Consider the following 12,035-nt stretch of genomic DNA (forward strand, 5'->3'; position numbering starts at 1 on the left):
CATTCGTGCTCGAGCCGGTGGCAGACGGGGCTCGCGGGCGCCGCAGGTCAGAGTAATGGATGCCGCCGACACGACCGCGCTCACTACGCTGAGGCGGTGCCGCTCCCCCGTCGGCGCGCACGGGAAGGACACCGAGATGACCACGCGCCCCGACCGCACCGACGCCCGCTCACTGGGAGAGGCGAGTCTGGCCGTCCACGGCGGGAAGATGCTCGACAGCACTCGGGCGCTGAGGACGCCGCTGGTCATGTCGAACTCGTTCGCCCTGCCCGACGATCCGAGCGAGATCAGCTGGTCGGCCTACGAGCCGGGCCTGTACACCCGCAACACCGGGGTGAACCAGGCCGCACTCGAGGCGAAGCTCGCCGCTCTCGACGGGGGTGAGACGGCGGTGGTCCTCGCCTCGGGCGTCGCCGCTCTGCACGCCGTGTTCTTCACCCACGTGAGGGTGGGCGATCACGTCGTCGTCAGCGACGTCGTCTACGAGGCGACGTGGCGACTGTGGACCGAACTGCTCCCCGAGCGGTACGGCATCCATGCGACTTTCGTCGATGTGACGGATCCGAATGCCGTCCGCGCCGCACTGCGCCCCGAGACGCGTCTCGTGTGCGTCGAGGCCATCGCCAACCCGACCACGAAGGTCGCCGACATCGCGATGCTCGCCGAGATCACGCACGCGGCCGGGGCGATCCTGATGGTCGATTCGACCTTCACACCGCCGCCGTTCTACCGCCCGCTGACCGACGGCGCCGATCTGGTCATGCACTCGTTGACGAAGTACATCAACGGACACGGCGATGCCATGGGCGGGGCCGTGATCGGACGTGCCGATCTCATCGACCCGATCAAGGGCGATGCGATGGTCGACGTGGGCGGCGTCATCTCACCCTTCAACGCCTGGATGATCCAGCGCGGATCGGTGACGCTTCCGCTTCGACTGCGTCAGCATTTCGCGTCGGCGCAACGGGTGGCCGAGATGCTCGAGGCCGATCCGCGGGTGGCGTTCGTCGCGTACCCCGGGTTGGCGTCGCATCCGCAGCACGAGGTGGCCGCGCGGCAGTTCGGCGGCCGCGAGTTCGGCGGCATGATGGCGTTCGCCGTCGAGGGCGACCCCGCTGCGCAGAACCGCTTCGTGTCGCACCTGCGCCTGATCACGTCGGGATTCTCGCTCGGACACGAGGACACCCTGATCGTGCACACCGCGGCCGACGGACCGCGGACCGCGACCTACCCCGAGCAGTTCCGTCGTTACGGTCACCTGCGCCTGTCGGTCGGCCTGGAAGACGCCGACGACCTGATGGCGGATCTCTCCGCCGCGTTGGACGCGACCGCGCTCTGAGTCGATCAGCCCCGTCGATCAGCCGGCGAGCAGATCCTCGATCGTCGTTATCACGCCGTGGTCGACGTTCGACGGAGCCCGGTGACGCGCGCGGGCGACGACGTCGGGGTGGGCGTTGTGCATGGCGAACGACCAGGCGGCGGCATCCAGCATCTCGAGGTCGTTGAGGTAGTCGCCGAACGCGACGGTCTGCGCGGGGGTGACGTCGAGGGCCGCCTGCAGACGGCGCAGGGCGACGCCCTTGTCGACGCCGGGATTCATGATGTCGACCCAGTGCTGTCCCGATACGACGACGCGATGGGTCTCGGCGATCTCGTCGAGCGCGCGTCCGACGCTGTCCTCGGCGAGCGCGAAGTCGTACACGGCGATCTTCAGGACGTCGTCGTCGATCGCGAGCACGTCGTCGACGATCTCGAGGGCGGCGTAATAGATCGCGGCCTGGGAGCGGAACGCCTCGTCGGTGCGCTCGATGTAGGCGGAGCGCTTGCCGCACACCACGACGCCGAGATCGTATCCCTCGGCGGAGAGGCGGCGCAGGCGCTGGACGGCCCGCGCCACGACGGCGGGTTCCAGGGCGTCGGATGCCACTTCCACCCCGGCTCGTACGACGTAGGCGCCGTTCTCGGCGATGAAGGTCATGGCATCCGCCGCGTCGCCGAAGGTGGCGCGCAGGGTGGCGAGTTGGCGTCCCGACGCGGGCACGAACGTCACGTCACGTTCTTCGAGCCTGGGGAGCAGACCCCAGAGGGTCTCGGGCACGTTCCCGGACGCGTCGAGAAGGGTGCCGTCCATGTCGACGGCGATGAGGCGGATGTCGTGGGGCACGCGGCCATCCTCGCAGGCTCCGGAGCGGGGCACGCGGCGGCCGACCCGGCATCCCGAACCTGGGAAAACTATGAATAACAGAATCATCACGGCCAACTCTTCCGCTCCGTTACCCCACCGTTATAGAGTGCTCGCACGGTAGTTGTTTTGCTGTGGCAGCTACCGACATGTGATTGCAGGACACTCTGGTGCAGGAAAGGGCCGGTCGGGTTTTCTCGACCGGCCCTTCGTCCTTTCCCGGGTCGTGGCGTTCCCCCGACGGCTCTCGACACGCGAGGATGGTTTCGTGAAGGACGACGACCTGACCGAACCCGACGGACGCCTCGTTCTGGTGCGCCACGGCGAGACCGAGTGGAGCCGCACCGGTCGCCACACCGGGCTCACCGACATCCCGCTCACCGAGACCGGCGCGTACAAGGCCGAACTTGCGGGCACCCTGCTGGCGACCCGCCGATACGACCTCGTGCTGACGAGCCCTCTCGAGCGCGCCGTCGAGACCGCGCGGCGGGCGGGCTTTCCGCAGGCGCAGCACGAGCCCCGCCTCGTCGAGTGGGACTACGGCGCTTACGAGGGCCTCACCACGCCCGAGATCATCGAGCAGCTCGGCCACCCCTGGACCATCTGGCAGTCGGGGGCGCCGGCCGGCGCGACCCCCGGCGAGAGCATCGAGCAGGTGACCGCACGCGCGGCGTCGCTTCTCGACGAGCTCCGCCCCCGCGTGCGCGCCGGCGAACAGGTTCTGCTCTTCTCGCACTCGCACTTCCTGCGCGCGCTGGCCGGCGTCTGGCTCGGGCTCACCGCCGCCGGCGGTCGCTACTTCGTGCTCGGCACCTCCGCGGTCAGCGAACTCGGCTTCGAGCACGGCTCCGAGGTCATCACGCAGTGGAACCACGTGCGCGGACGCTGACCCCGGCCTCCCGGCATCCGGTCTCGACGATGCCGCGCGCATCTCGGCGATCCGACGAGCGCAAGCGAGTCCTTGGTCCGGCGCGATTCCGGATGCCGAACCCTCGGCGTCGCGCCACCGCGCACCCCGGACGGAGTGACAGCGGACGTATGAGCAGTCGCCCGCCCGTCCGCTAGTCGCGGGTCGGTACGGCGCGCAGGACGACGCCGGGTGCGCGCGAGCCCGCCCACGCAAGGGCGCCGGCCACGACGAGCGCGAGGAGGATCCCGATCGAATGCCCGGCAAGAGACACGGCGCCCCGCTCCGGCAACAGGAACCCATACGGCACCCAGCCGTCCGTGGCTCCGCGGATGAGGACGACAGTCAGCCAGGCAAGCGGGTAGGGGAGCACGATCCACAACGTGCCCCACGGCACAGGGCGACGGTCTCCGACGATCAGCCAGTCGACCAGGACGAAGAGAGGGAAGAACACGTGCAGGATCGCGCTCACCCAGGCGGGCGCCGATCCCGTCCCCGGCACGAGCACGTTGTACACCGCGGCGACCACGATGAGGCACGCCACGGCGACGGCTCGTGCGCTCGTCAGCCAGCGCGGCGCGGGACGGCCGGAAACCATGAGAGCCCCCGTCGCGATGAGCACGCCGCTCGTGAGCAGGCTGGTCTGGTTCGTGAAGTAGCCGAAGTAGTCGAAGGGATTGTCGTCTCCGACGGCGACGCGTCCCGCGAAGGTGAGGAAGAGGACTCCCACGACGGCGACGGCAACCAGGATGCGCGTCCACCCGATGACGAGCATCACGCGACGATCGGCAACGGACGAGGGCACGTCGACCAGCCTAGGGAGGCTCCGGTCGAACGACGAAAAGCAGCCCATGCGGATCCGGCTGCGACCCGGAGTCCCCCCGGCGAACGCGATCACGAAAAGATAACGGCGAACTCTTCCCTTCCGTTATCTCGTCGTTATAGAGTGCTCGCACGGTAGTTGTTTTGCTGTGGCAGCTACCGACATGTGATTGCAGGACACTCTTGGTGCAGGGACAAGGGCCGGTCGGAAGCCTCTCCGACCGGCCCTTACTCTTTGTCCACAGGATGGACCCGAGAGCGCGTCCTCCCGAGGCGTCCTCCCTCTACGCTGAATGCATGACCGATCGACGTCTCGCCGTGCAGGCGTGGGAGAGCCTCTTCCGCGCACAGCACGAGGTGTTCGAAGACATCCGGTCCGACTTCGACAGCACCGAGCTGACGCAGGCCGAGTACGACGTGCTCCTCACCGTCACGCGGTCCCCGCGCATGACGGCACGCCTGCGCGACGTCACGGGCAACATGCTCATCAGCCAGCCGAGCGTGTCACGCCTGGTCGAGCGCATGGTCATGCGAGGCCTGCTCACCAAGTGCGCCGACCCCGAAGACGGTCGAGGCTCGCTCGTGACCGCCACCGAAGCCGGCGCCGTCATGTTCCGGGGCATCGCCGCCGCGCACGGCCGCTCGATCGCCGCGCGCATGGCGCGCCTCGACAACGACGAGCTCGCCCAGCTGCAGGCACTCACCGCGAAACTGCGCGCCCCCGCCTGACGGCGGCCTCCTGGCCGGTCCGCGGGCGCGCTGCGACCAGCCGAGCCACGGGCGTCAGCACTCGATGACGTTGACCGCCAGGCCGCCCTCGCTGGTCTCTTTGTACTTCGTCGACATGTCGATGCCGGTCTGGCGCATGGTCTCGACCACGGCGTCGAGCGAGACGTAGTGCGAGCCGTCGCCGCGCAGGGCGAGCCGCGCCGCGGTGACCGCCGTCGATGCGGCGATGGCGTTGCGCTCGATGCAGGGGATCTGCACGAGCCCACCCACCGGATCGCACGTCAGGCCCAGATGGTGCTCCATCGCGATCTCGGCCGCGTTCTCGATCTGCCGGTTCGTCCCGCCCATGACGGCGGTGAGACCACCCGCGGCCATCGCGCACGCGGAGCCGACCTCGGCCTGGCATCCGCCCTCGGCGCCCGAGATCGACGCATTGGCTTTGAAGAGCGAGCCGAGCGCCGTCGCGGTGAGCAGGAAGCGGCGGATGCCACGGCGACGGTTCGCCTCGGCCACATCACCGTCGTCCCACGCGGCGACCTCGCCGCGGGTGACGGCGTGGCCGTCGTACCCGAGAAGAGCGCTGCCCACCAGCTCGCCGTAGGGGGTCACGGCGTTGCCCGCCCCCAGTCCCGAGTCGGCGAGGAAACGCCACCAGTACATCGCCACCGCCGGAAGGATTCCAGCCGCGCCGTTCGTGGGCGCCGTCACGACTCGACCACCGGCCGCGTTCTCTTCGTTCACGGCGAGCGCGAACGCCCCGAGCCACTCCCCCGGCAACTCTCGATGGCCCTCGGCCTCGATGGCATCCAACTGTCCTCGGATGACGGCGGCTCGGCGTTTGACCTTCAGGATGCCGGGGAGCACCCCGTCGTTGCGCAGGCCGGCGTCGACGCAGGTGGCCATGGCGTCCCAGATGCGGTCGAGGCCCGCGGCGATCTCGTCGTCGGAGCGCAGGGCCGCCTCGTTGAGGCGCGCGGCTTCGGCGATGGTGATGCCGCGCTCGTCGCACAGCTCGATCAAGGTGGCCGCGTCGTCGAAGGCGAGCGGCATGGGCGCGGCCGCGACAGCCGACGGTTCGCCCTCGCGGCGGATGAAGCCCCCGCCGATCGAGTAGAACGTCTCCTCGACGAGGACGACCCCGTCGGCGTCGCGCGCGACGAGGGTGAGGGCGTTGGGATGCCCGGGAAGGCGCGTCCGGGGCACCAGGGCGACATCGCTCTTCGCGAACGGGATCTCGTGCTCGCCGGCGAGGCGGAGGGAACGCCCGTCGGGCCAGTCCGACCACGCGCGGCGGACGGCATCCGGATCCACGGTCTCGGGCTCGAGGCCCTGCAGGCCCGCCACGACGGCGTCGGGGGTGCCGTGGCCGATGCCGGTCGCACCGAGCGATCCGTAGAGCGCGCACGAGACGGATGCCACCCGCTCGAGGATGCCGTGAGCGCGCAGCCGGGCGGCGAAATCGACGGCCGCGCGCATGGGGCCGACGGTGTGGGAGCTCGAGGGTCCGATCCCGATGGAGAACAGCTCGAACGCGGAGACGTAGGCGCTCATGTCGCCAGCGTACGTGTCCCGTCCGACACCGTGTGGTCACCTGTGCGCCACGCCCGGGATGCACGCCGTTCGGGGCCGATTAGACGTGCCCCGAGGTCGCGGCTATGCTTGACCACGGCCTGCGCGCCGTTTCGCGCGGAGGCCCTGCGCCCGTAGCTCAATGGATAGAGCATCTGACTACGGATCAGAAGGTTAGGGGTTCGAGTCCCTTCGGGCGCACACTGTGTTGAGACAGTAAAGGCCTGGTCAGGAAGCAATTCCGACCAGGCCTTGTCTCATTCCTGCCGGACATTCCGCGGAGGCTGGGCATTCCAGGGGCATTCCGTGCCCCAAAACGGGACGTGATCGCGCTCGCCGCGACCCACGTCCAGACGGTCGTCGTCCCGGGCTTGGCGGTGGATCGTCGCCTTGAAATGCCCACTGAGTGCGGGCGGGCATTTCAGGCACCGATGAGGCGGCTCGCGGCCCTGGCGTTCATCAACTGAGTGGATCGCGTCCCACGCCGCACGAGCCCGCCGACGACGCCATAGACCGGCACGGCGTTGCCGGTCCTCGCAAGCTCGCTGCACGGCTCGATCAGCGGGCACCGACGACAGATGGCCACGAGTGGCGCAGGATCGGAGTCGTCGGCAGTGAACCGATCATCACCACGGCAGGCGGGCTCGGCGTCGATCATCGCCGTCCTGAGGTTCGTCCAGGCCCGCGTCGGGCTCGTCATGCGTCGCCCTCGTCCGAGAACAGCGCCATGCCGACGCGGTACTCGTGAGAGTTCGACGGCACTGGCACGTCGACCACGGCATCCCCCTGCACGTGCAGGCGGTGAAGCTCGCCTGCCACGTGGTACAGCGTCGCGGCGGGGAGCACGCGCACGATGGCATCAGGCGCGATGGCGGCGGTCAGCGTCGGCCCCACGCCGACGACGCGCACGCCGCGCATCACTGCGCCACCTTTGGGAACATGGCCGTGCGCATCTCGGCCTGGATGTCGGCGGGGATGCCCGCGAGTTCGCGGAGTTCGCCCTTCGCGTTCGTCGTGATCACGCGCAGGCGGTTGCCGTGGTCGATGAGGAACAGCACATCTTTGTTGGTCTTCCCCTTGGCCACGCGCGCGCGCCACGAGGTCGGCACTCGATAGGGCACGTCACCTACGTAGACCTCGACGCCGGGACTCGTCTTTGAGGTGGACGGCGGCGCGACCGAGTGACAGGGGTCGCCATGTACCGATGGCGGCTTTTTGTTTGATCTGTGCTCAGCGCCATGCGGAACGGTTGGCACCTCACCCCTGTCCGGCACTTAGGTGATGTGCGTGTTAGCCGGGTTCGGTACAGAGCGTCGGCGCCTGCCCCTCCAGAGGTGGGATGTACCGATGGTGTTGTCGCTTCTACGACAGACAGTGTCAGAGGTGCCTGTCATACTTAGTAACACTGGGGGAGTTATGAAAGCAACAAGAGTACACATCAAAAACTTTCGACTACTAGAGGACGCAGAGATTGCGCTTGACGATGCGGCCACGATGATCGTGGGACGCAATAATAGTGGCAAGACGTCTGTTGTTGAGATATTCCGAAAGCTTACGCGGGCGGACCGGACGCCGTTCGGGTTCGACGACTTATCTCTGAGTACGCACGTTCGCTTCGATACGGCTTTGGTTGCGTATGACGAGATGATTGCCGCGGAGAAAGCCGAAGATCTTGCTACTGCTGACGCGGCCCGCGAACGAGTCGCTGACCTGCCAACAATAGAGCTCACGCTCTCTGTTAAGTATGAGGTCGACGACGCGATCTCTGCGCTCGCGCCGTTCATCATGGATCTTGATCCGGACCGTTCTGACGCAACCTTTGTCTCTCGACTACGAGTCAACAACCCCGAGGTCATGTTCAAGGAGTATCGGGAGCAGAATGCTAGGAAACCGATTGAGCTCCATCGATTCCTGCGCAATCGATTCAAAGACCTAACTACAACGTCAATTGAAGCAGTCGATGCTCAAGACCCGACCAATCGCCGTATCATCTCTGACACGGAGCTATCTCGCTTAATTTCAATCAAATTCATCTATGCACAGAATCAGATCGATGACCTGTCCTCAGATGCTAGCCGAGGATTGTCGAAGGGATTCGAGAACTTCTTCCGTTCGAATCAAACGGACAACTCGGTCGCGGAGGCCATCGATGACCTGCTCGTGGAGGCCGGGATAGATCTTGATAGGCAGTACCAAGAACTGTTCAAGTCCATCTACTCAGACCTTCAGCTCTTCGGCGTGGGCAGTATGCCCGGCTTGCCTGTACTGTCGGTTGTATCACAGCTAGAGGGTGTCCGTCTGCTCGCTGACAACGCTCGACTCTATTATTCAGACGCTGGGCAAACTAAGCAACTACCGGAAGCACATAACGGGCTCGGCTACTCTAAATTGATCTTCACGATCCTGCAGTTCATCTCTTTTTACGAGGAGCTGAAACGCAGCACCCCCGAACCACCGATTCAGCTCATCTTTGTTGAGGAGCCTGAGGCGCACCTGCACCCGCAGATGCAGAACGTATTCGTTCGAAGTATCGATAGCTTTATCAGCTCTAAGCCGGACTGGAACGCTCAAGTAGTCATCACGACTCACTCGTCGCACGTCGTAGCGGAGAGCGGGTTTGAATGCATTCGGTACTTCGATAACTCCGTAACACCTATGCAAGTGCGCGATCTCTCGACTTTCCAACTCAAGGAAGTGAAGAAAGAGGGAGGGCCTGAGACACTGCGCTTCCTTCGTCAGCACATGGTACTAAACCGTTGCGACATGTTCTTCGCGGACCAAATTGTGCTAATCGAAGGAGCGGTTGAGCGACTCCTATTGCCGACTATGATTCAGAGTGTCGCATCCAACCTCGGCCGCAAGTATCTCTCGATCATTGAAGTCGGAGGTGCGTACGCCCACCTGTTCCGCAGCATCATCGAGTTCCTTAATATCCAGACGCTTATCATCACGGACATCGATAGCGTGGATCCTTCGGACAAGCGAAAGGCGACGCCAGTCGGCCCAGGAAGGGTGACCAGCAATCCGACGCTGAGTAAGTGGTTGCCGGCGAAGAGCTCCATCGACGATCTGTTGGTCGTCGACGCCGCCAGCAAAACATCCGGGCGCGTTCGCGTGGCCTACCAGATTCCCGAGAATGAGGCAGATCGTACGGGCCGCAGTTTCGAAGAAGCATTCATTCTTGCAAACACAGAACTGCTCGCTGGGGCCCAGCTTACTGGCACCGAGCGAGCCTTCCAGAAACCTGACGGCACCCGTAAATCAGCAGACGAGATCTCGCAGGACTCATGGAACGTCGCCGACCGCATCGGCAAGAAGACAGACTTCGCCTTCGATATTGCCTTGTTAGAGGACTGGCGTACACCCTTATATATTAAGGAGGGTCTCGAATGGCTGAACCAGGAACTCTAGAGCAGATCGCGGACGCCTTGGCCAGTAGAGAATCGTTTGTCCTTGAAGCTGGCGCGGGTTCTGGCAAGACGCGAACACTCATCGATACCGTACAAACAATCCTTGCTCAGGAGCGGGATTCGATGCTCAAAGCGGGACGACAAGTAGTCTGTATTACGTATACAAACGTCGCAAAAGACGAGATTACTCACCGCCTCAACGCAGACCCACTTGCTCTCGTAGGTACAATCCATGAGTTCCTGTGGCAAGTAATTTCACCATTTCAACGTGAGCTTCGCCTTGAAATGCTTGCTATCAATGCCAAGGCGAAGAAGCCAATCGAAGGGCTCGACCTTCTGCTAGCGACGCAGCCAGTGACCTACGGCCAATTCGGTCGCCATTTCGACCGAGGAGAGTTGTCTCACGACGATGTGCTTGCAGTTGCCGGCGCGCTCTTCACGAAGTATCCGAAGGTATCTCGAATCGCCGCAAACCGGTTTCCGTTCATCTTCGTAGATGAATACCAGGACACCAGCGAGAGTGTTGTTACTCTACTGCTGGACCATTTCGTGAAGAACGATCGGAAGCCTGTCGTAGGATTCTTCGGCGACGCGATGCAGCAGATCTACGATTCGAAGATCAGCGATGTTGCGGGCAGCCATGGACTTCGACTCGTCACCAAGCTTGAGAACTACCGATGCTCAGTTGCAGTAATCGATGTTCTCAACCGGCTTCGAACCGATATTCAACAAGTACCAGCTGGTGATAACTCGCCCGGGGAGGTGCATTTGCTGACGGCGGATGCCGGAGCCCCGAATGTGTATGTGGCGGCAATGGAGCATCTGACACCGGCCGGCTGGACGCGTGAGAATACGAAGACGCTGATGTTGACCCATAAAGGCATTGCCCGTGAGGTGGGGTTCTCAAGTCTGATCGATGCCTACAGCAAGCGAAGCTTCGGCACCGACCAACTCATGAAGCGTGACGACGAGTTCGGGGAATTCTTCACATACGTTGGCGCTCTTGTGGACAGCTACGATAAGAAACGCTTCGGCGTATTTCTCGACTTGCTCGGGCAGTCAGGCTTTCGATTGAAAGCGGCGACGCAGAAAGCGGAGATTGCTAGTCAACTCGAAAGTTTGAAAGCAGCTCTCTTAACTAGGACTGTCGGCGAGGTGGTTGACCTTGTAGCGGAGAGTTCGCTCGTTCCGTTGCCCAAAAAGATTCGCCGTCTGCGCGATCGGATGTCGTCAGCTTCCGAAGAAGATGACTCGGCGAATAAGAAGAGACCGTTCTACGACGCAGTGCGCGGCGTATCGTGGGTCGAAGTTCGCAACTTTCTTGACTATGTCGATGAGTTTACTCCGTTCTCAACCAAACACGGTGTGAAAGGAGCCGAGTTTGAGAACGTGCTAGTGATCGTTGACGACTCGCTATGGAACATGTACAAATTTGGACAGGTCTTCACTGACAATCATTCGAACTCCGACCGGTTCGAACGGTCCCGGAAACTGCTATACGTCTGCTTCTCGCGTGCAATGAACGGACTTGCGGTGCTCTGCATCGGTAACTTGTCCCATTCAGAACTTGCGGGTGTCAAGTCGCTGCTCGACGTCGACACAAGCACGGCACTCAAAACTTGACGCCTAACACGCCAAGGTCCATCCACACATTCTCCTGGGAATTTCCCAGCCAAGCGCGGCTCGCGTGCGGCCTAGAACAACACCTGTAGCGGTTTTTCTTGACGATCTCTTTTCGGAGGTCCATAGTGATGTATCCCCATGGCAAGACTCACTGACACCAGCTATTTGGCGACACATCTAGAGCTTCGTTCCGTGTGGCTCAAAAACCCAGTCCGTTTCGCACTCCTCAGCGCCGGAGAGCAATGGGCACTTCACGGTTACTTCGCACCAGAGCACAGACTCACCGACGACCGGCTACTCGCCTACCGCCGCGAGGTCTCGAAAGTGGATCCGTCGCTCCCTCAGCGAGCCGGCAAAGCGCTGACGAAGTGGCGCATGAAGGAATCGCCGCTGGCGGCGTATCGGGAACACTCGCACAGTCCGGCACCGGGAGCGAAGCGCAGCCGGAACTACGCCGTAGCGGTGTTCTCGCTCGTTCATCCGGAGATCGATCCGCAGAAGCTTGCGCGTGCCTTCTTGGCCGCTTTCGAGGATCACGAGAAGGCAACCAGTAGGCGTCGGCCGCGTCGATGACGTTAGCTGGCAATGCCACGATCCCGGAGCGTCGTAGCGACCGTCCTGGAGTCATAACCAACAGCGATCGCGATCTTCCTTAACGACAGGCCTTGGGCATGAAGCTCAGCTGCACGATCGATGGAGGCCTGCGACATGCTGCGACCTCGCGTGGCGACACCCGCTCGCTTCCGTACGTTCTGAATCGTCCACTCCGTGACACCGAAGGCTCGAGCGAGAT

Annotated in this window: 12 protein-coding genes and 1 tRNA gene; 7 read left to right on the forward strand and 6 right to left on the reverse strand. The window is 63.5% G+C overall.

What is annotated here, in order from left to right; translation table 11 throughout:
- The first annotated feature begins 136 nt into the window (after positions 1-136).
- Positions 137-1,339 carry a trans-sulfuration enzyme family protein gene (locus IFU19_RS13920; protein WP_192014454.1) on the forward strand — a complete coding sequence of 401 codons (1,203 nt, stop codon included), beginning with the start codon at positions 137-139 and terminating at the stop codon, positions 1,337-1,339.
- An 18-nt stretch (positions 1,340-1,357) separates the two neighbouring features.
- Here IFU19_RS13920 and IFU19_RS13925 read toward each other — a convergent pair whose 3' ends face one another.
- The gene (locus tag IFU19_RS13925; RefSeq protein ID WP_342343426.1) at positions 1,358-2,164 is read right to left on the reverse strand and encodes a Cof-type HAD-IIB family hydrolase; all 807 of its coding nucleotides are present in this window, start codon (positions 2,162-2,164) and stop codon (positions 1,358-1,360) included.
- Between the two features lie 286 nt (positions 2,165-2,450).
- Between IFU19_RS13925 and IFU19_RS13930 the strand changes: the two genes are divergently transcribed.
- Positions 2,451-3,071 carry a histidine phosphatase family protein gene (locus tag IFU19_RS13930; protein ID WP_192014455.1) on the forward strand — a complete coding sequence of 207 codons (621 nt, stop codon included), beginning with the start codon at positions 2,451-2,453 and terminating at the stop codon, positions 3,069-3,071.
- A 172-nt stretch (positions 3,072-3,243) separates the two neighbouring features.
- Here the strand turns inward: IFU19_RS13930 and IFU19_RS13935 are convergent, their stop codons facing one another.
- Positions 3,244-3,894 (reverse strand): Pr6Pr family membrane protein, encoded by a 651-nt coding sequence (locus tag IFU19_RS13935; RefSeq protein WP_342343427.1) that lies wholly within the window; start codon positions 3,892-3,894, stop codon positions 3,244-3,246.
- A 314-nt stretch (positions 3,895-4,208) separates the two neighbouring features.
- On the opposite strand from IFU19_RS13935, the gene IFU19_RS13940 reads away from it, so the two are divergent.
- Positions 4,209-4,640 (forward strand): MarR family winged helix-turn-helix transcriptional regulator, encoded by a 432-nt coding sequence (locus tag IFU19_RS13940; RefSeq protein ID WP_192014456.1) that lies wholly within the window; start codon positions 4,209-4,211, stop codon positions 4,638-4,640.
- Positions 4,641-4,694: 54 nt separating this feature from the next.
- Here the strand turns inward: IFU19_RS13940 and IFU19_RS13945 are convergent, their stop codons facing one another.
- Positions 4,695-6,191 (reverse strand): L-serine ammonia-lyase, iron-sulfur-dependent, subunit alpha, encoded by a 1,497-nt coding sequence (locus IFU19_RS13945; RefSeq protein ID WP_070409306.1) that lies wholly within the window; start codon positions 6,189-6,191, stop codon positions 4,695-4,697.
- 146 nt (positions 6,192-6,337) lie between these two features.
- Here IFU19_RS13945 and IFU19_RS13950 point away from each other — a divergent pair.
- Positions 6,338-6,410: transfer RNA gene (locus IFU19_RS13950), tRNA-Arg, on the forward strand.
- A gap of 220 nt (positions 6,411-6,630) precedes the next feature.
- On the opposite strand, the gene IFU19_RS13955 is transcribed toward IFU19_RS13950, so the two are convergent.
- From IFU19_RS13955 to IFU19_RS13965, 3 genes are read right to left on the reverse strand one after another with little or no spacing between them, the layout of a single operon-like run.
- Complete coding sequence (locus tag IFU19_RS13955; RefSeq protein WP_192014457.1) at positions 6,631-6,867, reverse strand: WhiB family transcriptional regulator; 237 nt, start codon at positions 6,865-6,867, stop codon at positions 6,631-6,633.
- A 38-nt stretch (positions 6,868-6,905) separates the two neighbouring features.
- Complete coding sequence (locus tag IFU19_RS13960) at positions 6,906-7,127, reverse strand: hypothetical protein (protein WP_192014459.1); 222 nt, start codon at positions 7,125-7,127, stop codon at positions 6,906-6,908.
- Positions 7,127-7,330, reverse strand: coding sequence for a hypothetical protein (locus tag IFU19_RS13965; RefSeq protein WP_192014461.1), 204 nt, complete (start codon positions 7,328-7,330; stop codon positions 7,127-7,129). Before IFU19_RS13965 ends, IFU19_RS13960 begins: the two co-directional genes overlap by 1 nt.
- Positions 7,331-7,625: 295 nt before the next feature.
- Here IFU19_RS13965 and IFU19_RS13970 point away from each other — a divergent pair, with 295 nt between their 5' ends.
- The 3 genes from IFU19_RS13970 to IFU19_RS13980 all read left to right on the forward strand — a co-directional run bounded on the left by IFU19_RS13970 (position 7,626) and on the right by IFU19_RS13980 (position 11,815).
- Positions 7,626-9,620, forward strand: a complete 1,995-nt coding sequence (locus IFU19_RS13970) for an ATP-dependent nuclease (RefSeq protein ID WP_192014463.1) — start codon at positions 7,626-7,628, stop codon at positions 9,618-9,620.
- The gene (locus IFU19_RS13975) at positions 9,599-11,242 is read left to right on the forward strand and encodes a UvrD-helicase domain-containing protein (RefSeq protein ID WP_192014465.1); all 1,644 of its coding nucleotides are present in this window, start codon (positions 9,599-9,601) and stop codon (positions 11,240-11,242) included. The genes IFU19_RS13970 and IFU19_RS13975 overlap by 22 nt, the downstream gene beginning before the upstream one ends.
- A gap of 138 nt (positions 11,243-11,380) precedes the next feature.
- On the forward strand, positions 11,381-11,815 hold the full coding sequence (locus tag IFU19_RS13980; RefSeq protein ID WP_192014467.1) for a hypothetical protein: 435 nt from the start codon (positions 11,381-11,383) through the stop codon (positions 11,813-11,815).
- The last annotated feature ends 220 nt before the right edge of the window (positions 11,816-12,035 follow it).

This window comes from Microbacterium sp. CFBP 8794, from assembly GCF_014841235.1.
Taxonomy (GTDB): domain Bacteria; phylum Actinomycetota; class Actinomycetes; order Actinomycetales; family Microbacteriaceae; genus Microbacterium.

What these genes read in the sequence shown, in the direction of transcription:
- IFU19_RS13940 (WP_192014456.1), top strand. Translation starts at nt 4,209, where the DNA reads ATGACCGATCGACGTCTCGCCGTGCAGGCGTGGGAGAGCCTCTTCCGC.
- IFU19_RS13960 (WP_192014459.1), bottom strand. Translation starts at nt 7,127, where the DNA reads ATGCGCGGCGTGCGCGTCGTCGGCGTGGGGCCGACGCTGACCGCCGCC.
- IFU19_RS13975 (WP_192014465.1), top strand. Translation starts at nt 9,599, where the DNA reads ATGGCTGAACCAGGAACTCTAGAGCAGATCGCGGACGCCTTGGCCAGT.
- IFU19_RS13955 (WP_192014457.1), bottom strand. Translation starts at nt 6,867, where the DNA reads ATGATCGACGCCGAGCCCGCCTGCCGTGGTGATGATCGGTTCACTGCC.
- IFU19_RS13945 (WP_070409306.1), bottom strand. Translation starts at nt 6,191, where the DNA reads ATGAGCGCCTACGTCTCCGCGTTCGAGCTGTTCTCCATCGGGATCGGA.
- IFU19_RS13980 (WP_192014467.1), top strand. Translation starts at nt 11,381, where the DNA reads ATGGCAAGACTCACTGACACCAGCTATTTGGCGACACATCTAGAGCTT.
- IFU19_RS13970 (WP_192014463.1), top strand. Translation starts at nt 7,626, where the DNA reads ATGAAAGCAACAAGAGTACACATCAAAAACTTTCGACTACTAGAGGAC.
- IFU19_RS13920 (WP_192014454.1), top strand. Translation starts at nt 137, where the DNA reads ATGACCACGCGCCCCGACCGCACCGACGCCCGCTCACTGGGAGAGGCG.